Source organism: Lachnotalea glycerini (assembly GCF_003201285.1).
Taxonomy (GTDB): Bacteria; Bacillota; Clostridia; order Lachnospirales; family Lachnospiraceae; genus Lachnotalea; species Lachnotalea glycerini.
In genome coordinates this window covers 1-18,645 of the sequence record NZ_QICS01000006.1, presented here as the reverse complement: position 1 = coordinate 18,645, position 18,645 = coordinate 1, and the positions used below count along the sequence as shown (strand labels likewise).

Sequence of the window (18,645 nt, the reverse complement as noted above, 5' to 3'; positions counted from 1 at the left end):
ATTAAATTTATTAAACTAAATGTTTAGTTCTAGTAAACAAAACTGCCTCCTCTTCTTTCGTATATATGACACGTTCTAAAAATAATCCGTTCGGTGGAGCCAGAAATCCTGAAAACTTTCGATTGCCTGAATAAAAGATTTGCTCAAATTCTACCATTTTACGCTCTCCTGCCCCAATTTCCAACAAGGTCCCCGTAAGAATTCTTGCCATATTATATAAAAAACCATTGCCAAAATAACAAATCACAATTTCATTATCCCTTTTCTCTATCGTAATATCATACAGACAGCGAATACAGGATTTCATAGGATTCTTTTCTGATGAAAATGCACGGAAATCATGAGTACCCATCAGTTGATTTGCCGCGCTTCTCATAAGTTCCAGATTAAGTTCTTTCTCGTAATGATACAGATATTTTCTTCGAAACACACTTGGTCTTTGACCATTGGCAATATGATAACTGTAAATTTTAGAAACAGCGGATAATCGGCTGTGAAAATCTTTTGAAACCTCTTGTATACAAACCATTTTTATATCTGGCGGAAGCTTTTTATTTATCTTTAACAAAAAATCTTTTAACTCCTGAATTGACTTACATTTAAAGTTAGCAGTCTGTCCATAAGCATGAACGCCCGCATCTGTTCTGCCTGAGCCTTGTATTTGAATATCCTCCTGCAATACAACACTAAGAGTTTCTTCTAAAACTATCTGTATCGTGTTCGTTGTATTTTTTTGCTTTTGCCACCCATTGTAGGAGGTTCCATCATATTGTATCGTCATCCTATAATTTTTCACTACTGATACTCCGTTATTTCTTCTCATTATTCAAAAGCTTCGTCAATTCTTCCATAAAAGTATTCACATCTTTAAATTCTCTATATACAGAAGCAAATCTAACATACGCTACTGCTTCTAAATCCTTAAGCTTATCCATAACAATTTCACCAATTTGCTTACTTTCTATTTCTCTTTCCTCGAGATTAAATATTTCATTCTCTACTTCATCAATCAGCTTGTTAATTTCATTTGCTGACACTGGCCTTTTATGACAAGCTCTCAAAACCCCTGCTTCTATCTTAGATCGGTCATATTGTTCTCTGTTGTTATCTTTCTTTATTACAATTAATGGAATTGTCTCTACCTTTTCATAGGTAGTAAAGCGTTTTCCACACACGTCGCATAAACGTCTTCGCCTTATAGAACTATTATCATCAGCCGGTCTTGAATCAATGACTCTTGTATTTTCTTTACTACAAAATGGACATTTCATAGACTTCCTCCTGCTTTCTATTTTCATCGTTATTTAATTATAAGCATTTCTAATAACTATGTCAAATTATTGCTTTTAAATTTTATTTTATCTATTGACTTTTATCTCTTTCAAATGTACTATTGTATTAAGTACTTAGTACAATATTGCTTATCAAAAACTAAGAATAGAGGTGATAAAATGACATGGAATCTAAATTCTGACAGACCGATTTACTCTCAATTAATAGATAAATTAAAAATAGATATCATAGCCGGTGTATATAAAGCAGGTGATAAGATACCATCAGTAAGAGAATTGGCATCTGATGCATCTGTCAATCCGAATACAATGCAAAAGGCTCTCGCTGAGCTGGAACGTGATGGACTCGTATATTCTCAACGTACGAGCGGCAGATTTATAACGGAGGATCAAGAAATGATTAAGCATGTTAAAAATCAGTTAGCAATAGAACAAATCACAGAGTTTTTTGAAAAAATGAAACAACTGGGATACAAAAGAGAAGAGACAATGCAATTAATAGAATGTGCATTAAGGGGGAAAGAGAATGAGTAACATATTAGAATGCAGTTCTTTAGTAAAAAAATACGGTACCAAAACTGCTCTTTCAGAAATTGATTTAATCATAGAGCCAGGGCATATTACTGGTCTGCTCGGTCCAAATGGCAGTGGTAAAAGCACACTGATAAAGCTTATCAATGGCTTACTGGTTCCTGACAGCGGTGTGATAAGAATTAATGGTATGACGCCGGATGTAGATACGAAAAAAATAGTTTCTTATCTGCCGGAAAGAACTTATCTGGATAATTCGCTAAAGGTAAAAGATATCATCTCCTTCTTTGAAGATTTCTATGATAACTTCAATAAGGAAAAAGCGTATGATATGCTAAATCATCTTAAAATTAATGCAAATGACAGTTTAAGGAAGATGTCAAAGGGAACAAAAGAAAAAGTGCAACTGATTCTGGTTATGAGCCGTGATGCGAAGCTATATTGCCTTGATGAACCAATTGCCGGAGTCGATCCAGCTGCAAGAGACTATATCCTCAATACAATTATATCGAATTATAATGAAAATGCTTCTATTATTATATCTACTCATCTGATATCTGATATTGAAAATATTTTAGATGAAATACTCTTTATAAATCAAGGCAAAATCACGTTAAAATCTACCGTTGATGAGATCCGCTTTCAGGAAGGTAAATCGGTTGATGCTTTATTTAGGGAGGTATTCAAATGCTAGGAAAACTAATTAAACATGAGTTTAAAGCTGTATCCAAAGTCCTTGGAATCCTGCACATCGCTTTGTTAATAACCACAATTATGGGAATATTTGCAATTAATATAAGCAAACATAGCGGTTTTATTTTTTTTAACGAGCTTACTTTTATTCTTTATATATTCATTCTTATAGCTATTTCCATTGCTGTAATGATATATATAGTAATCCGGTTTTACCAAAATATATTCACTGATGAAGGCTATTTAACGAATACCTTACCGGTTAAGCCGTATGAGCATATAATAGCAAAGCTATATGTAAGCTTTGTCTGGGTCATTATTAACGCAATTTGTACTCTGATTTCTTTTTTCTTTTTAATGCTTAGTCAAAGCTCTATATCAGAAATCAAAATCGCCTTGTGGAATTATAAATCAGATTTATTAGATTTAATGGGCAATCACACGCAGCTTGTAATATTTTTAATGATTTTAGGAGTTTTCATTTCTGTAATTTATATGCTAATTATGTCCTATGCTGCTATAGCCATAGGTCAAACAATGAGAAATCATAAAGTTTTATTCTCACTTGGTGCTTATGTCGTGCTTTATGTTTTATCTCAAATTGTGTCAACGATAATCCGTTTACCCTTTGGTTTTATATCATTATTAGAAACCAATACCATTAATTGGAATACCTTTTTCGTACCAATTATACTACTATCCTATTTACTCTCCACAGCCTTGATCATATTATACTTTTTCATTACCAATTACATTATGAGTAAAAAGCTAAATCTTGATTAACTGTCCAAGAAAAAAGGAATATCAGCGATGTAAGGCCGATATTCCTTATATATTTTTAAAAAACCTTGTTGCCCACTTTGTTCTTAGTGTTTGAAATGTCTCATTCCTGTAAATATCATAGCTATTCCATAATCATCACATTTTTTAATGGAATCCTCATCCCGAACCGAGCCGCCCGGCTGAATAATTGCTGTAATTCCTGCCTGATGTGCTACCTCTACACAATCATCAAACGGAAAGAACGCATCCGATGCCAAAACAGCCCCATTAGTTGCCTGAGCACCAATTAATTCTTTTGCATGCTCTACTGATTGCGAAGCAGCCCATACTCTGTTTACCTGTCCGGGTCCAATTCCAATCGATTGTTTATTCTTTGCCATTGCTATACCGTTTGATTTTACAAACTTCACCATTTTCCAAGCAAACATTAAATCCTCCATTTGCTCCTTTGTAGGCTCTATCTTTGTAACCACCTTTATTTCCGAATTCTCCGGCAATAATTTACTGTCAATTGTCTGAACAATCAAACCTCCATTTACTTTCTTCAAATCGTAAGCTGACGACGGCTGTGGTATAGAAATATCTTCTAATTGCAATACGCGGACATTTTTCTTCGACTGCAATATTTCCAATGCTTCTTTTTCATAGGATGGTGCTACAATAACCTCCAAAAATATTTTCTTCATTTCTTCTGCCATATCTTTGGTCACTTCACGATTCGCTACAACAATTCCACCAAAAATAGAAGTTTTATCCGCCGTATAAGCTTTCGTCCAAGCCTTAAGAATGCTGTCTGCCGAGCCTACTCCACAAGGATTTCCATGCTTGCAGGCCACTACGGTCGGTTCTGTAAATTCCTTAAGAAGCTCCAGTGCTCCATTTGTATCATTGATATTGTTAAAGGAAAGCTCCTTTCCATTTAACTGTACCGCATCTACGATAGAACCTTTCTTTTTGCCTATCTCTCTGTAAAAGGCAGCAGACTGGTGAGGATTTTCACCATATCTCATATCCTGTACTTTTTCAAAGGTCATCGTTAAGGTTTCAGGGAAAGCCTCATCTTTTCTTTCTTTCTTTAGATAATCAGCAATCATGGTATCATAGTTTGACGTGTGCATAAATACCTTTTGCATCAAATAAAATTTAGTATCTAAGGAAACCTTTCCATCAGATTTTAATTCTGCCAATACGGTTTCATAATCTCTTGGGTCTACTATTACAGCAACGTCTTGATAATTCTTAGCGGCAGAACGAAGCATTGTTGGTCCACCGATATCGATATTTTCGACTGCTTCTTCTCTTTTCACACCATCCTTTAAAATAGTGGCTTTAAAAGGATAAAGATTAACTACTACAATATCAATTGTCTCTATCTTTAATTCCTCTAACTGCTTCATGTGCTCTGGCTTAGAACGCATTGCCAGAAGTCCTGCATGTACAATCGGGTGAAGCGTCTTTACTCTTCCGTCCAAACATTCCGGAAAACCGGTCAATTCAGATATCTCAATCGCTTTCACACCTGCTTCCTTTAATTTGCTGTATGTTCCGCCTGTAGAAATAATCTCAATTCCCAAACTGACAAATTCCTTTGCTAACTCTACAATTCCGGTTTTGTCTGATACACTTATTAATGCTCTCATATTTTGACCTCCGTTTAATATAAGTAATCCTGTTTAAATGTTTAATTCAATAAGTTCCATAGTAACTTGGGTAAAAACTAGGTATTTCCTATGAAAGAACAAAACAGACAAGTCTAGTTCCCTAATCCTTCACTCATGAGGGACTTGACCGCTTTGACGCGCAAAATGCTGTCACACAGTGACATGTTCCACCTGCATTCGTGCGCATATGTTCTTATTTCATAGGAATCAATACTTTTTAATTTACTACAACAAGGTGTTTCCTGTGAAATAAAAAAATACCGCCCTGCTGAGTAACCAAGTCAGGTTGCCCAGGCGGTCGGCATGAAATCTGCTGTACTCCCTGTGAGTACTCTCACGTTTCCGCCAGTCATACAGCTCCTATATAAATTCTACACTAGAATATATTCTTTTTCAAGGCTTTAAGCTTTAATTTTTCTAACTTTAATTAATAAGTTATACTTATATATTGTGTTAATTTCATTAATTCACCTTTATAAAAAGTAAGCCTTGTTATATCCTTGATATTTTACTATAATAAGAAAAGTATAAATGCTGCATAGGAAAGGATTAAATACTAAAATGAGAAACATTAAATTAACAATAGAATATGACGGAAGCCGTTATAGTGGCTGGCAGCGACTTGGCAAAGGAGAATCAACAAATACAATAGAAAATAAACTTTTAGAAATTATCAAGAAAATGACAGGTGAGACTTTAGAATTATTCTGCGGTGCTAGGACAGAGGTTGGTGTTCATGCTTATGCTCAAATTGCAAATTTTAAAACACATAGTAATTTAAAGTTATATGAAATGAAAAACTATTTTAACCGCTATCTCCCTATGGATATTGCAATTATTGATATTGAAGAAATGACAGAGCGTTTTCACAGCAGCTTAAATGCCAAGAGTAAAAAATATTTGTACCGCATTGCTATTGGTGATGTACCAAGCGTATTTGATCGGAAATATACGTATTATTCATTTGCTAAGCTTGATATCAAATTAATGCAAAATGCTTCCGAACAGTTACTGGGTAAACATAATTTTAAAGCATTTACTACTGCTAAAAAATGCAAATCTACTGAAAAGGAAATCTATTCTATTCAAATAGAACACAACGAAAAAGAAATTCATATTATCATTCATGCAAATGATTTTCTGCATAATATGGCGCGCATGATTGTAGCTTACCTTATGGAGGCTGGTGCTGGAAAGCTCAACACTAGTAGTATCAATGATCTTATTTGCGGCAAGGTATCCGAAGCTTCTGTTCTTCCTGCCGAAGCAAGCGGATTGTTTCTCCTGGAAATTCAATATGAAACAATATAATCTTTTGAATAAGGCTGGATTCTATATGGATTCAGCCTTATATTGATTTATAAACTATTAATAAATTGTTAATTTCTTCCGATAATAATATTATGAAAGCCATATTCAAAATAGAAAGGGACTTCTTAATATAGTTGCACAATTCATACAAGGATGTATGTCGGGAGATTAAGTTATGATATTAGATATTGATATTCGAGTTTCAAATGACAATGGTATTCAGGTACATCAGTTTACCAAGCACTTTGACAGCCGTTTTGAGGGAAGAAGTAACATTAACGCTTCAGATAATTCCATAACCAAAAGTTTTGAAGAATTTCTTGCTGAATTTCTATCAAGCAGTGGCCGCGTAATTAGGAATCAATTAATTACCGGACAGACTGCTGCTTCGAATGCAGTTCAGACCTCATCCGATTGCTTTAGCAATATTGAATATACATTAAAATTAGGTGATTCACAGTCTGTCTCCGGTAAAATTCCACTTGATAAATTATTCCGCCTAAGTGAGCTATCCAGAATTTCTACTCAATCTGATGATGCCAGCCCTATCAAGAATACATCTTCTGCTTATGAAAACACATATGAGGAAGCTTTAGAATCGGCAAATTTACCATCTAATACAAGCTCTGATGAAGCACTTGTATTAAAGCGCAATCATTTCAAAGAAACCATTGCTCTGTCTGAGGTAGATGAAATGTTTCGGCAATTAATTTCTACTGCGGTTACAAGGTACGAAGACAGCTTCTATATACACAATATAGAAGATTCCAATTTTGCTGAGCTCTCGTAGTTGCTTTTTTCAGGATTTTAAAAAGCTGGAACCAAAATATTAATTTTGTTTCCAGCTATCTGTTTTCACACTTTCCATAACATCTTTCTTTAATTGCAGCCATTCGTCCTCATGCTCTACATAGTACTTTGGACATTTCTTGCCTGTTACGTCATAATGTCTTATTATTTGATCTTCACCCAAATTAAACTTTTCACACAAAAATGCTGTTAGTTTTACAACACTTTCGTAGCTTGCATCTGTAAACTTACCTGTTTTATCTTTGTGACAAACTTCAATTGATAAAGTATCTGAGTTTCTTTCATTTGATGCATATGCCACTTCATCCATAGGGACACATTCAATTACTTCTCCTTCAATACCTACAACAAAATTACTGCTTACGGAAGCCTCTTTGGTAGTTGCCAGCTCTCCATAATAATGTCTGTGCTGTGCCGCCGTTGTTCCCGGATTTCCAGTGTAATGAATGACAACTGCATTGACTGCCTCCAATTTTTTTCCCGGTCTGGAATATTCATTTACATCTACAAAATCTTCTGTAATCCAATCGGGTGTTTCAATTTCATTTGCAGTCTCTTCTTCTGCCGCTTGTGTATTGGATACTTTAACTACAGCAGCGCTCGCTATTTCTTTGCTTGGTAGTTCTAAAATTTCCTTTTTTATTATTCCATAATAGCTTAGGCAGACCAATATGATTGTACTAATAATTGCGATCAACTTTATCCTGCCAAATAAATGATTATCTCTCTTGCGCCTGTTATACATTTTTTCCCTCAGCCCTATGTATTATTTTTCACCGTAAGTATTGATGTAATCTTTTACATCTTTAATAAATTGTTCCCATTTATCTTCATGCTCAACATAATATTTTGGACACATTTTACCGGTTACGTCGTAATGTCGAATGACATCCTTTGGTTTTAAATCAAATTTTCCGCACAGCCAAGCGGTCAAATGTATTAAGGATTGATATGTGTCTTCATTAAATTCTCCTGTCTCGTCCATATGACAACATTCAATTGAAATGGTGTCATAATTTCTGTCATTTGAAGCATATGCAACCTCATTGGTTGGAATACACTGAATAATTTCTCCCTCCAATCCTATAATAAAATGACTGCTTGCCTTTGTAAGCTGGCTATCCTTTAAACCCTCAAAGTAGCTTCTGTTTTGAGCTGCTGTCGTTCCCGGATTTGCTGTATAGTGAATGACAATTCCCTTTATTTTGTTATTTGCTTCACCCGGTCTGGAATATTCGTTGACAGTTAGTAGATCCACTTGAAAATCTGGGGCATCCTTTACTATTTTGGATTTGAGTAGAAAGCTTAAAAGCATAATAAAGCCTGAAATGATAAGCATAGAAATTGCACCAAACAACAGATTTCTTACTATTCTTCGTTTTCTTCTTTTCTTACTTCTTATTTTCTCTTTCTTTTTCATAACCTTTTCTCTTTTTCGTTTAATGTCCTTATTATATACTATTTCTAATATTTATTATTTAATATTTTATTAATATTTTCGGAAGCTTTTCTTTTAAAAGAACATCCTTAAAAATCATGCGGGGAAAAAAATTTATTTTTTGCAATTTTAAAAAGCTTTTATACGTTAACAACAAGGTCTTTCCTATGAAATGAAAAACCAAAACTTGTTCAAGAACGGTGATGAATATTTCAGCGCTGACTTTATATATCTATATTTATAAAAAGCCGCTACTTGTTCCTAGTAACGGCTTTCCATTTATTGATCTACACTATAATTTGGTGCTTCCTTTGTTATATGAATGTCATGTGGATGGCTTTCCTTTAAAGAAGCGGCTGATATTTTAACAAAGCGTCCGTTTTCCTTTAGCGCCTCAATGGTTCCGGCTCCACAGTATCCCATTCCGGAACGTAAACCGCCCATAAGCTGGAAAACCGTATCTTCTACTGTTCCCTTATATGCCACACGTCCTTCTACTCCTTCTGGTACAAGCTTTTTAGCATCTGTCTGGAAATAACGATCCTTGCTTCCATTTTCCATAGCTGCAATGGAACCCATGCCACGATATACTTTGTATTTTCTTCCCTGATATAATTCAAATGTTCCAGGGCTTTCATCACATCCTGCGAAAATACTTCCTAGCATACAAACGCTGGCACCTGCTGCTATTGCCTTTGTCATATCTCCTGAATATTTGATACCTCCATCAGCAATGATTGGGATATTATGTTCCTTGGCTGCTTCATAACAATCCATAACAGCTGTAATCTGAGGAACACCAATACCTGCAACCACACGGGTAGTACAAATCGAGCCAGGTCCTATTCCAACCTTAACCGCATCCACACCTGCTTTAATAAGTGCTGTAGTTGCTTCACCTGTTGCCACATTTCCTGCTACAACTTGTAAATCAGGATACTTTTCTTTTATCTTTTTCACAGCATTAATAATATTAAGAGAATGTCCGTGTGCAGAGTCAATAACAATAACATCTACCTTTACATTTACTAATGCATCAACACGCTCTAATATATTATTGGTTATACCTACTGCAGCGCCGCATAATAACCTTCCCTGCGCATCCTTAGCTGATAATGGGTACTTGATTTGCTTTTCGATATCTTTAATTGTAATTAGACCTTTTAAGTTAAAATCTTTATCAACTATCGGAAGTTTTTCTTTTCTGGCAGTCCCCAGAATTTTCTTCGCTTCATCTAAGGTAATTCCTTCCATAGCTGTAATCAATCCTTCTGAGGTCATTGATTCTTTAATTTTTTTGGAATAGTCTTCTTCGAATTTTAAATCACGATTTGTAATGATACCTACCAACTTCTTACCTTCCGTAATAGGTACCCCGGAAATTCTGAACTTAGCCATCAGATTATTGGCATCTTCTAACGTATGTTCAGGAGATAAATAAAATGGGTCTGTGATAACACCATTTTCAGAACGTTTTACCTTATCTACTTCTTCGGCCTGCTTGTCAATTGACATGTTCTTATGGATGATTCCGATTCCGCCCTGCCTTGCCATTGCAATAGCCATTCTATGTTCTGTTACAGTGTCCATTCCTGCACTCATTAATGGAATGTTTAATTTTACTGACTTAGTTAAGTAAGTCGATAAATTTACTTGATTCGGAATTAATTCAGAATATGCAGGAACTAACAGCACATCATCAAAAGTAATTCCTTCACCAATAATTTTACCCATTCTTTTATCCTCGCTTTCTTATCCCTATAATATTGTAGCTGCAAAGGGTAAATCTCACCCTTTGCAGCCTCTCTTTGTTCTAGTTTCTCTAGTCTAACAAAAATATGAATTGATGTCAATTATATTTTTAAACGTAAATATACAATTTAAAAATAACTTATTTGTTAAATTAGCTAAATATTTATTTTTCGTGGATGAGCATCTCTCATGGCACTTAATATTTCCGAATTTGGTTCAAATAACACCTTTATATATCCATTGTTACTATGTAAAACCATAGCATAAACCTTATGATCTGGCTCTAAGGAAGTAAAATCATATACTTTACTTGTATTTCGATAGGAATCCAACAAATAAGAATCTGAGGATGCTAAAATCTCAAGCTGAGATAAATCAAAGGATGCTGCTTTTTTACGCCTTTCCTTTCCCATAATTTTATCTATACTAAGCTCACCCTTAATATAGGTATATTCAAATTCCAAATCAAACATTTTAAAAAGATAAATATCTAGCATAATCATTAAAATTCCCAATATTAAGCCAAAGGGAATTATAATACTGGAAGCAAACACAATAATGGTAAGCAATATCAAACCAGCCTTTGCTAACATACTTTTTGAGGTCATCCTCCTCTTAATCAGCTGCTCAATAAATACTTCATTCATTCTTATATCCTCCTAAATTAACTTTTATAAAATCTAAATTACTCTTGTAATTACTAAACTCTTTCTATTATAGCTGACATTTACACTTTTTAAAAGAAAAAAATTATTTTTCACAAATTTTATACAATTTTATGGTAAAATAGTTCATTATGTACTTATGCTTGTATGAACAAGACGAATGGAGGAAAGTATGAGTTTTAAAGAACAGTGGAATATTGAAAAAGAGAAATTGGGCAAAATGAAAGCAAAAGATAAGTTTGAATATATATGGGAGTATTATAAGTATTGGATAATCGGAATAATAGCCTGTGTTTTTTTAATATACGGAATCGTAGATGCACAGATTGAAAACTCAAAGGATACTTATCTGTACGTTACCATGGTAAATTCAAGTTTGGCAAGCTCTGGTGAAATTACTTTATTAGACGACTTTGCTGCCGCAAAGGGTATCAATACATCGAAGGTAAGAGTCAATCTGGATACATCCATACAAATGACAGAAGATATGTCAGATGAATACAGTATAAACTGTTCCGCTAAAATGTTCGCTCAATTTGCGGCTAAGACAATTGATGTCACAATCATGAATAAGTCTATGATTGATTTCTTTGATGACAAGGATGCGTTTTATCCATTAAATGAAGTGCTTCCTGCCAATTTTTATAATACGCATAAGGATCAGTTCATTACAGGTACTGACTCAGATGGCAATACTTATATCTGTGCCATGGATATTAGTGACAGTAAGCTTTTCCAAAAATTTAACGCCTACTCAGAAACTCCTTATTTTAGTATTATTTCCAATACCGAAAATCCAGAACACTGCATCGAATTTTTAACATACCTTTACTCAGAAAATGAATAACCGTTCAATCCCCCATCAGACATTATCTGATGGGATTTTTAATAAATATATATCCTTTACGAGCCTGTTGACTGATAATGTCTGATTCCCAATCTCCACAATCCAGAACAAGGAATAATAAAGAGTGTCCCAAGCATTGGCAACATTCCCAAGGATACCTGATTGCTTTTCCCGCATAAATATAAAAAGGGATAATATTGGAATAAAGCAAAGGGAATAATATAAGTACACAGCCTCAGCACATTTTTACCATATACATTAATAGGATATTTACCATATTCTCTGGCTCCATCTGTGAATACATTCATAAATTCCAGACCATCTAAGGTGAAAAAGCATAAAGAGGCATAAATGATAAAAACCCCTGCAAATATAACGGTACCGCCTGCAATCATCAATATCACTGTGATTATCCTGTAAAGATTCCAATGTATCTGACTTTTTGACACTGCATAGCAAAACATTACAATCGCCTGTACTATTCGTCCAATTCTGGTAAGTTCTAATTTACTGCTAATCACCTGAAAAATAAGACCTCTTGGTCGAATCATAATTCGGTCAAATTCACCATTTCCAATCATGCTCGCGAATTCATCAAAACCTCGAAAAAAACACTCTGCAAAGGAGAACGCCAATAGTACAATAGAAAAGCACATCAAGCATTCACTATAGGTAAAGCTTTCTACATTAGAAAAACGTTTAAACATAAACACTATTCCAAGAAACACGTTAAAAGACACCAGAAATTGTCCAATTGAAGTAAACAAAAAAGATATTTTATATTGCATCATACTTCTAATATGAATGCCCACATATTTCATATACAGCTTCATTTTTCCTCCTTCATCCGCCCTGAACAGTTAGACTGCCTAAAGCTTTATTCATGATTATTTTACCGACTGTTACTAAGATTATGAGCCAGATTACCTGCAACAGCATGGCTTGGTATATGTCGCTGCCACTGATATCCTGACTGTAAATTCGAAACGGTACATTTTGCATTGCAGCAAAGGGCAATAGCTCCACGACAGCTCTTATCTTATCCGGTAAAAACGGCAGAGGAATGACCGCTCCTGACAAAAATTCCGCAAGTGACTGACTAACCATCCGAATTCCCATAGGATTAACCGTATAAAAGGTAAGACCATATATTATCATTCCATACGCAACTACTACAAGAAACCCCAAAAGCATTGACATCAAAAATAAAACAAATACACTTAGGTGATCCGGCAATACGAGCCTATATGGACTTGGCAGTAAATATCCCGTTAGCAAGATTGGAATACATCGTAGTATTGCCTTACTGGCTCGATTAGCTATGCCTCTCACAAACCACATGGAATAAATATCTACTGGTCTGCAAAGTTCATACGCAATATTTCCAGTTTTAATTGATTCAAACAGCTCCTTTTCCCAAAACCAAGTCATAAACAGAGCTAAAAACGCCTGCTGAAACCACACATAAGAACTAAGTGCCGAAAATTCCATAGGAAAAGCCGATGGATTGGCACGATAAAAAGCACGAAACATTAATATTTCCATCATGCCCCATACAAACTGCGTAATGATGCCTGCCAGGGCGGCAATTCTATACTGGAATCCATTTATAAAGCGCATGCGAAAAAAAGAGAGATACTTTTTCATCCTATCCCCTCCTATATCCGAAACTGCTTATATAGTTGTGCAACAATTTCATCCAGGGAAGCATCTTGATGAACGGATTTGCCTTTTAATTCATCCAAACTTCCATCCATCAAAATTTTACCCTTACCAATCAGAAGAATTCTTGAGGTAAGCGCTTCAATATCCTGCATATCATGGGTCGTTAAAATTACAGTGGTATTATGTTTTTGATTCAGACCCAATATAAAGTCTCTCACTGCAAGCTTTGATACTGCGTCAAGCCCAATCGTAGGCTCATCAAGGAAAAGAATTTTAGGACTATGTAATAATGCCGCTGCTATCTCGCAACGCATCCGTTGTCCAAGTGATAATTGCCTTACGGGAGTTTTTACGATTTGATTCAGTGACAATAGCTCAACCAATTCCTCTAAATTTCTCTGATACATCTCCTTGGGAACACTATAAATATCCCTGATTAGCTCAAAGGAATCGATTACCGGCACATCCCACCATAATTGTGAACGTTGTCCGAAAACAACACCGATATCACGGACATGGGCTTTTCTCTCTTTCCATGGAATTCTTCCATTGATAGTGCATTCGCCCGAATCCGGAGTTAGAATTCCGCTTAGTACCTTAATAGTACTGCTTTTACCTGCTCCATTTGGACCAATATAGCCAACCATTTCTCCATCCAAAATGGTAAAGGAAATACAATCCAAAGCCTTGATTTCTTCGTACTCTTTGCTATAAAGCGATTTAATTGCCTCCCTGAAGCCAGAATTTCTCCTTGCGACCTGATAGGTCTTACTTAGTTTTTCTACCTTAATCATTTTTAACCTCCTGGTAGTAATATTTTTAAATAATCATTTTTATCAGAGGACATAAAGAAGCTTTCTTATCTGTCATTTATAATACTGATTATTAAGGTTGATTGTAATTCAACCTAACACTAAGATTTCAAACCGAATAAAATCTTACATGTTAAAATATCTTGCCAAGCGACAGAATATCTTTCGATACTCGTTTTCCTTTGAAATTGACAAAGGAACCCGTTTTGGTAGGTATTCTCTTTTTATTATAAAAAGGGATTTAATTTTATCACCATAGAGTTCCTTTGTAAAGCCTTTTACTTATTTTTATCACTCAAACTATCTTTGTTGTCTTGATCTTCTGCAATAGGAACCTGATAATTATAGATTTCCTTATAGGAATCTGCTTCTGATTTGGATGCCGGATTTGATGGCATTAAACCTGTACAATCTGTAGTTGATACTGCATTCGTATATTCATCACTTAAATACTTATCAATACTGTCCTGTTTTTTCGGTTTATCTTTCATAATAACTCCTCTCACTTTTCATTTCTGAATATTATGTGCAGCTAATCATAAATTATGTATTACCTAATCTGCAATCTATCATAATACAACTAATATTTTAATTAGTATAAATTTTTCATACAAAAAGACATCCTAACATTACTTTTACGTAATATTAGGATGCCCTCTATTAAAAATTAATGATTAATTAATGATTACTGACTAATTACATCATTCCCATTCCTGGAGCTCCGCCTGGCATGGCAGGGGTATCTTCTTTGATTGATGCTACAACAGACTCTGTTGTAAGAAGTGTAGAAGCTACACTTGTAGCGTTTTGTAATGCGCTTCTTGTAACTTTAGCCGGATCAAGAATTCCCGCTTCTACCATATCTACATATTCATCCTTTAATGCATCATAACCCATTCCTGGTTTTTGTTCTTTCACTTTGCTAATAATAACAGAGCCTTCTAATCCTGCATTTGCTGCTATAAAGAACAATGGAGATTCCAGTGCTTTAATAATTACGTTTGCTCCGGTTTTTTCATCTCCGTCAAGTGTTTCTACTAATTTAGCAACTTCTTTAGAAGCATGAATGTAAGCAGAACCACCACCTGCAATGATACCTTCTTCAACAGCTGCTTTAGTAGCTGCCAAAGCATCTTCCATACGCAATTTCTTTTCTTTCATTTCAGTTTCAGTCGCAGCACCCACACGAATTACAGCAACACCACCTGATAATTTAGCAAGTCTTTCTTGTAATTTTTCTTTATCAAATTCCGAAGTAGTCTCTTCTAGCTGAGCTTTAATCTGATTTATTCTAAAGGAAATATCATCTTTCTTTCCTTCTCCGTCAACAATAACTGTATTCTCTTTCTGAACCTTAACTGATTTTGCACGTCCAAGCTGCTCCATCGTAGTTTCTTTTAAGTCAAGTCCCATATCATCTGTAATGACTGTAGCACCAGTTAAAATAGCAATGTCTTCAAGCATCGCTTTTCTTCTGTCGCCATAGCCTGGAGCCTTTACTGCAACTACTTGGAAAGTTCCTCTTAATTTATTAACGATTAAGGTTGTTAATGCTTCGCCTTCAATATCTTCAGCGATAATTAATAATTTTGAACCTGATTGAACAATTTGTTCAAGAATTGGTAAAATATCCTGAATACTGGAAATTTTCTTATCTGTAATCAGAACATATGGATTATCCAGAACAGCTTCCATCTTCTCCATGTCTGTTGCCATGTAAGCTGAAATATATCCTCTGTCAAATTGCATACCTTCTACTAAATCTAATTCAGTAAGCATTGTCTTTGATTCTTCAATCGTAATAACACCGTTGTTTGATACTTTTTCCATTGCATCTGCTACCATGTTACCAACTTCTTCATCACCTGCTGAAATAGCGGCAACCTTTGCAATATGGTCTTTTCCGTTTACTTTTTGGCTCATTTTAGCAATTGAATCCACTGCAATGTCAGTTGCTTTCTTCATACCCTTTCTTAATATAATTGGGTTAGCTCCTGCTGCTAAGTTCTTAATTCCTTCATTGATCATTGCCTGTGCTAATACAGTCGCTGTTGTAGTACCATCACCTGCTACATCATTTGTCTTTGTAGCAACTTCCTTTACTAACTGAGCACCCATATTCTCAAAGGAATCTTCTAATTCAATTTCTTTGGCGATTGTAACACCATCATTTGTAATTAATGGAGTACCATATGATTTATCTAAAACAACATTTCTTCCTTTTGGTCCCAGTGTTACTCTTACTGTATTTGCTAATTGGTTTACACCTGATTCTAATGCTGCTCTGGCTTCTGCACCATATTTAATCTCTTTTGCCATGTTTCTATTCCTCCTATTATATTCAAAAATTATTCAATTACAGCTAAAATATCGTTTTGCTTAACAATAATATATTCTTCGTTATCAACTTCAACTTCTGTTCCTGAATATTTGGAATAAATTACTTTATCCCCAGCCTTTACCTGCATTTCAACTTCTTTTCCATCTACAACTCCACCTGGTCCTACAGCTATTACTTCTGCCTGTTGTGGTTTTTCTTTATTTTGGCCAGGTAATACAATACCTGATTTTGTAGTCTCTTCTGCTACTAACTGTTTAATTATAACTCTGTCTCCTAATGGTACTAATTTCATTTTGACTCCTTTCCTGACGCGCTTTCACGCCAATACAGTAATTTTTCTTTTTATTTATTAGCACTCACTTAGCTCGAGTGCTAACCGATAGACATATATTAGTTAATTCGTGAAAATTATGCAACTGTTTCAGAAGATTGTTTTTCCAATTTTATCTTTTATTGACTCTCGTTTTCTCTCGTTTTCTCTCCTTTTCTCACTTTTCAATATTTTATATTATTTCTATTCATTTTACTCCGATAAAATGCTAATTATTCTTTATTCCACTTTTTTTCTAATTAAGCTTCTAAATGAATTAAGTAAATATTTTGATAATCCATATAAGCAATTTGGTTATGTTTTATTTCAAACCTAAATCTCGGGCATAATAGAACAAATACTGTTGTGCATATCCTCCATATTCTCCATAGATTCGATCAGCAAACTGCTCTATTTCGCTCTTAGGTGTCTCCTTTTCAAAATAAATTCTTTCCATAATTCGTTTAATCCATACATCAATTGGAAAAGCATCTCTCTTTGAAAGTGAAAATAGCGCTACACAACTTGCTACCTTACTCCCAACCCCTTTAATCTGCATAAGCTCTTCTCTTGCCTGTCTGAAGCTACAGTTTAACAAGCTTTCTTCCTTAATCGTTCCATCTAAAATCTTCTCACAAGCATTTAATATGTAGGGGGCGCGAAACCCAGTTTTACACAAACGCATTTCAGAATCACTCACCTTGCTTAGCTTCTCAATAGTCGGAAAACAATAATATTCTTTTGCATTTATCTCCCCTGCCGGTTCACCATATTTTATAGAAAGAGTATTTACAATTTGTTTAATATGGGGAATCTGCTTATTTTGAGAAATGATAAATGAAATCAAAGTTTCAAAAAAATCCTGATTTAAAATCCTGATTCCGCTTTTTTCTATAATTACCTGCTCAAGAGCACCATTTTGATTCAGTACTCTTTTTTCATTCTCAATCAGCCAGTTTTTAATCTGGCTATAATCTCTGTCTAAGTCAAAATATGATCTCCAAACCGTTTCAAAGGTGTGCTCATCCGTGTCATAAAACGTAATTTTCTCACCAACCTGTTTGATGTGAAGCAAATGATCCTTTGCTACTAAGACATATTCTTTTTCCTCCAGCTTATCAAAATGAAAGCATTGCCCACATTCTAATATCTGTTCAATATCGAAGGAATCTACCTCCTCTAATATAATATTGTTATTCTCTTGTTTAATCTTCATTTGTCCCCCAGTCATGCAAAATGCACACTATATTCATGTTTTATCCAGGTTCTTTCTGTTTTTAGAAAGCTAACCGTGCATGATTCATTATAATATAGAGTGCACTAAAATGCACGACATTCCTTATATTTCTAGGAACTAGTTATTCTCATCGTGCTCATTTGAATCAGTCTCTTTCTCAGACGCATTATTTTGTCTGATATTTGTATTTGTCTTTTGTTTGTTAAAATACTTTTTATATCCTTTTTTTCCTAATATGATAACAAGAGTTATGACAACTGCCCAGATTATAAGATAGGGAAAGGCTGCTATCAGCTCAATCATTAAGCTTCGAAATCCTTCTTTAATTGCGGGAGTTTGACAGTTACATAAAGAAAAAATCTCTAAAAGCCCTGTTATGGCTTTATTTTTTTGTCAAATTTTAAAAATAATAGTGGGTATTTTATGGGTATTGTGTTATAATATGGATATAGGAGGTGTTACACATGAGACTTATGGTATCCAAATCTAAAAATGCA

21 protein-coding genes and 1 riboswitch are annotated in these 18,645 nt (G+C 34.7%); of the genes, 6 read left to right on the top strand and 15 right to left on the bottom strand.

Going from position 1 to position 18,645, the window contains the following annotated elements; genetic code table 11:
* Window positions 1-10: 10 nt before the first annotated feature.
* Window positions 11-796 carry a tRNA pseudouridine(38-40) synthase TruA gene (truA, locus tag C8E03_RS12240; protein WP_242993519.1) on the bottom strand — a complete coding sequence of 262 codons (786 nt, stop codon included), beginning with the start codon at window positions 794-796 and terminating at the stop codon, window positions 11-13.
* 13 nt (window positions 797-809) lie between these two features.
* Window positions 810-1,271: a transcriptional regulator NrdR gene (nrdR, locus tag C8E03_RS12235; RefSeq protein ID WP_110291171.1), complete on the bottom strand. Its 462-nt coding sequence runs from the start codon at window positions 1,269-1,271 to the stop codon at window positions 810-812.
* Window positions 1,272-1,451: 180 nt separating this feature from the next.
* Here nrdR and C8E03_RS12230 point away from each other — a divergent pair, with 180 nt between their 5' ends.
* Genes C8E03_RS12230 through C8E03_RS12220 form a run of 3 tightly spaced genes read left to right on the top strand, consistent with a single transcriptional unit; the run spans window position 1,452 to window position 3,299 of the window.
* Window positions 1,452-1,826: a GntR family transcriptional regulator gene (locus C8E03_RS12230; protein WP_094376513.1), complete on the top strand. Its 375-nt coding sequence runs from the start codon at window positions 1,452-1,454 to the stop codon at window positions 1,824-1,826.
* Window positions 1,819-2,517 carry an ABC transporter ATP-binding protein gene (locus C8E03_RS12225; protein ID WP_094376512.1) on the top strand — a complete coding sequence of 233 codons (699 nt, stop codon included), beginning with the start codon at window positions 1,819-1,821 and terminating at the stop codon, window positions 2,515-2,517. Before C8E03_RS12230 ends, C8E03_RS12225 begins: the two co-directional genes overlap by 8 nt.
* Window positions 2,511-3,299, top strand: coding sequence for a hypothetical protein (locus C8E03_RS12220; RefSeq protein ID WP_094376511.1), 789 nt, complete (start codon window positions 2,511-2,513; stop codon window positions 3,297-3,299). The genes C8E03_RS12225 and C8E03_RS12220 overlap by 7 nt, the downstream gene beginning before the upstream one ends.
* 83 nt (window positions 3,300-3,382) lie before the next feature.
* Here the strand turns inward: C8E03_RS12220 and purH are convergent, their stop codons facing one another.
* A complete protein-coding gene (purH, locus tag C8E03_RS12215; RefSeq protein WP_110291170.1) occupies window positions 3,383-4,939 on the bottom strand; it encodes a bifunctional phosphoribosylaminoimidazolecarboxamide formyltransferase/IMP cyclohydrolase in 1,557 nt (518 codons plus the stop codon).
* A gap of 302 nt (window positions 4,940-5,241) precedes the next feature.
* A riboswitch (ZMP/ZTP riboswitch) is annotated at window positions 5,242-5,323 on the bottom strand.
* A gap of 198 nt (window positions 5,324-5,521) precedes the next feature.
* Between purH and truA (C8E03_RS12210) the strand changes: the two genes are divergently transcribed.
* Together truA (C8E03_RS12210) and C8E03_RS12205 are read left to right on the top strand one after the other, a co-directional pair.
* Window positions 5,522-6,271, top strand: coding sequence for a tRNA pseudouridine(38-40) synthase TruA (truA, locus tag C8E03_RS12210; protein WP_094376525.1), 750 nt, complete (start codon window positions 5,522-5,524; stop codon window positions 6,269-6,271).
* Between the two features lie 175 nt (window positions 6,272-6,446).
* Window positions 6,447-7,061: a hypothetical protein gene (locus C8E03_RS12205; protein ID WP_110291169.1), complete on the top strand. Its 615-nt coding sequence runs from the start codon at window positions 6,447-6,449 to the stop codon at window positions 7,059-7,061.
* Window positions 7,062-7,100: 39 nt separating this feature from the next.
* Here C8E03_RS12205 and C8E03_RS12200 read toward each other — a convergent pair whose 3' ends face one another.
* From C8E03_RS12200 to C8E03_RS12185, 4 genes are all read right to left on the bottom strand, one after another.
* On the bottom strand, window positions 7,101-7,826 hold the full coding sequence (locus C8E03_RS12200; protein WP_094376508.1) for a peptidoglycan recognition protein family protein: 726 nt from the start codon (window positions 7,824-7,826) through the stop codon (window positions 7,101-7,103).
* Between the two features lie 21 nt (window positions 7,827-7,847).
* A complete protein-coding gene (locus tag C8E03_RS12195) occupies window positions 7,848-8,501 on the bottom strand; it encodes a peptidoglycan recognition protein family protein (RefSeq protein ID WP_094376507.1) in 654 nt (217 codons plus the stop codon).
* Between the two features lie 297 nt (window positions 8,502-8,798).
* A complete protein-coding gene (gene guaB, locus C8E03_RS12190; protein WP_094376506.1) occupies window positions 8,799-10,253 on the bottom strand; it encodes an IMP dehydrogenase in 1,455 nt (484 codons plus the stop codon).
* Window positions 10,254-10,426: 173 nt separating this feature from the next.
* Window positions 10,427-10,918: a DUF6106 family protein gene (locus C8E03_RS12185; protein WP_094376505.1), complete on the bottom strand. Its 492-nt coding sequence runs from the start codon at window positions 10,916-10,918 to the stop codon at window positions 10,427-10,429.
* Between the two features lie 190 nt (window positions 10,919-11,108).
* On the opposite strand from C8E03_RS12185, the gene C8E03_RS12180 reads away from it, so the two are divergent.
* Window positions 11,109-11,783 carry a hypothetical protein gene (locus C8E03_RS12180; RefSeq protein WP_094376504.1) on the top strand — a complete coding sequence of 225 codons (675 nt, stop codon included), beginning with the start codon at window positions 11,109-11,111 and terminating at the stop codon, window positions 11,781-11,783.
* A gap of 56 nt (window positions 11,784-11,839) precedes the next feature.
* Here the strand turns inward: C8E03_RS12180 and C8E03_RS12175 are convergent, their stop codons facing one another.
* The 8 genes from C8E03_RS12175 to C8E03_RS12140 form a co-directional block, all read right to left on the bottom strand.
* A complete protein-coding gene (locus C8E03_RS12175; protein ID WP_094376503.1) occupies window positions 11,840-12,616 on the bottom strand; it encodes an ABC transporter permease in 777 nt (258 codons plus the stop codon).
* Window positions 12,617-12,626: 10 nt separating this feature from the next.
* Window positions 12,627-13,430 (bottom strand): ABC transporter permease, encoded by an 804-nt coding sequence (locus C8E03_RS12170; RefSeq protein ID WP_110291168.1) that lies wholly within the window; start codon window positions 13,428-13,430, stop codon window positions 12,627-12,629.
* 11 nt (window positions 13,431-13,441) lie between these two features.
* On the bottom strand, window positions 13,442-14,242 hold the full coding sequence (locus C8E03_RS12165) for an ABC transporter ATP-binding protein (RefSeq protein WP_094376501.1): 801 nt from the start codon (window positions 14,240-14,242) through the stop codon (window positions 13,442-13,444).
* A 296-nt stretch (window positions 14,243-14,538) separates the two neighbouring features.
* A complete protein-coding gene (locus C8E03_RS12160) occupies window positions 14,539-14,751 on the bottom strand; it encodes a hypothetical protein (protein ID WP_094376500.1) in 213 nt (70 codons plus the stop codon).
* Between the two features lie 205 nt (window positions 14,752-14,956).
* Window positions 14,957-16,579: a chaperonin GroEL gene (groL, locus tag C8E03_RS12155; RefSeq protein WP_094376499.1), complete on the bottom strand. Its 1,623-nt coding sequence runs from the start codon at window positions 16,577-16,579 to the stop codon at window positions 14,957-14,959.
* 29 nt (window positions 16,580-16,608) lie between these two features.
* On the bottom strand, window positions 16,609-16,893 hold the full coding sequence (locus C8E03_RS12150) for a co-chaperone GroES (protein WP_094376498.1): 285 nt from the start codon (window positions 16,891-16,893) through the stop codon (window positions 16,609-16,611).
* Window positions 16,894-17,233: 340 nt separating this feature from the next.
* Entirely contained in the window at window positions 17,234-18,127 is an 894-nt protein-coding gene (locus C8E03_RS12145) for a DNA-3-methyladenine glycosylase family protein (RefSeq protein ID WP_094376497.1), read from the bottom strand.
* Window positions 18,128-18,265: 138 nt separating this feature from the next.
* Window positions 18,266-18,451, bottom strand: a complete 186-nt coding sequence (locus C8E03_RS12140) for a hypothetical protein (protein WP_110291167.1) — start codon at window positions 18,449-18,451, stop codon at window positions 18,266-18,268.
* Window positions 18,452-18,645 lie beyond the last annotated feature (194 nt).

Coding starts and splice junctions, on each gene's coding strand:
- nrdR (WP_110291171.1), bottom strand. CDS start 1,271: ATGAAATGTCCATTTTGTAGTAAAGAAAATACAAGAGTCATTGATTCA.
- C8E03_RS12230 (WP_094376513.1), top strand. CDS start 1,452: ATGACATGGAATCTAAATTCTGACAGACCGATTTACTCTCAATTAATA.
- C8E03_RS12225 (WP_094376512.1), top strand. CDS start 1,819: ATGAGTAACATATTAGAATGCAGTTCTTTAGTAAAAAAATACGGTACC.
- C8E03_RS12220 (WP_094376511.1), top strand. CDS start 2,511: ATGCTAGGAAAACTAATTAAACATGAGTTTAAAGCTGTATCCAAAGTC.
- purH (WP_110291170.1), bottom strand. CDS start 4,939: ATGAGAGCATTAATAAGTGTATCAGACAAAACCGGAATTGTAGAGTTA.
- truA (WP_094376525.1), top strand. CDS start 5,522: ATGAGAAACATTAAATTAACAATAGAATATGACGGAAGCCGTTATAGT.
- C8E03_RS12205 (WP_110291169.1), top strand. CDS start 6,447: ATGATATTAGATATTGATATTCGAGTTTCAAATGACAATGGTATTCAG.
- C8E03_RS12200 (WP_094376508.1), bottom strand. CDS start 7,826: ATGTATAACAGGCGCAAGAGAGATAATCATTTATTTGGCAGGATAAAG.
- C8E03_RS12195 (WP_094376507.1), bottom strand. CDS start 8,501: ATGAAAAAGAAAGAGAAAATAAGAAGTAAGAAAAGAAGAAAACGAAGA.
- guaB (WP_094376506.1), bottom strand. CDS start 10,253: ATGGGTAAAATTATTGGTGAAGGAATTACTTTTGATGATGTGCTGTTA.
- C8E03_RS12185 (WP_094376505.1), bottom strand. CDS start 10,918: ATGAATGAAGTATTTATTGAGCAGCTGATTAAGAGGAGGATGACCTCA.
- C8E03_RS12180 (WP_094376504.1), top strand. CDS start 11,109: ATGAGTTTTAAAGAACAGTGGAATATTGAAAAAGAGAAATTGGGCAAA.
- C8E03_RS12175 (WP_094376503.1), bottom strand. CDS start 12,616: ATGAAGCTGTATATGAAATATGTGGGCATTCATATTAGAAGTATGATG.
- C8E03_RS12170 (WP_110291168.1), bottom strand. CDS start 13,430: ATGAAAAAGTATCTCTCTTTTTTTCGCATGCGCTTTATAAATGGATTC.
- C8E03_RS12165 (WP_094376501.1), bottom strand. CDS start 14,242: ATGATTAAGGTAGAAAAACTAAGTAAGACCTATCAGGTCGCAAGGAGA.
- C8E03_RS12160 (WP_094376500.1), bottom strand. CDS start 14,751: ATGAAAGATAAACCGAAAAAACAGGACAGTATTGATAAGTATTTAAGT.
- groL (WP_094376499.1), bottom strand. CDS start 16,579: ATGGCAAAAGAGATTAAATATGGTGCAGAAGCCAGAGCAGCATTAGAA.
- C8E03_RS12150 (WP_094376498.1), bottom strand. CDS start 16,893: ATGAAATTAGTACCATTAGGAGACAGAGTTATAATTAAACAGTTAGTA.
- C8E03_RS12145 (WP_094376497.1), bottom strand. CDS start 18,127: ATGAAGATTAAACAAGAGAATAACAATATTATATTAGAGGAGGTAGAT.
- C8E03_RS12140 (WP_110291167.1), bottom strand. CDS start 18,451: ATGATTGAGCTGATAGCAGCCTTTCCCTATCTTATAATCTGGGCAGTT.